Raw genomic sequence first — 308 nt, 5'->3', positions numbered from 1 at the left:
ACCGAACTCATCGACCGCGCCCGCGAAACCGACCTCGCCGCCTTCGCCAACGCCGACATCCCCTTCGAACGCGTCGTCGAAGCCGTCGCCCCCGCCCGCGCCACCACCCACACCCCCCTGTTCGGGGTCGTCCTGTCCTTCCAGAACAACGAACAACCCACCCTGCAACTGCCCGGGCTCACCATCACCGCCCTCGACACCGGCACCGTCGCAGCCAAATTCGACCTCCAAGTCAACATCCACCCCCACCACCACCACGACGGCACCCCCGCCGAACTCGACACCATCTTCACCTACGCCACCGACCT

1 protein-coding gene is annotated in these 308 nt (G+C 66.9%); it reads left to right on the top strand.

Annotated elements, in window-relative coordinates; translation table 11 throughout:
- The coding region (locus ON29_RS04265) for a condensation domain-containing protein (RefSeq protein ID WP_040864831.1) at positions 1 to 308 on the top strand (308 nt) is incomplete at both ends.

The organism is Nocardia exalbida NBRC 100660 (genome assembly GCF_000308575.1).
In the GTDB taxonomy this organism is placed as follows: domain Bacteria; phylum Actinomycetota; class Actinomycetes; order Mycobacteriales; family Mycobacteriaceae; genus Nocardia; species Nocardia exalbida.
The sequence above is the reverse complement of the archived record's forward strand: the minus strand, read 5'-3'. Positions and strand labels throughout refer to the sequence as shown.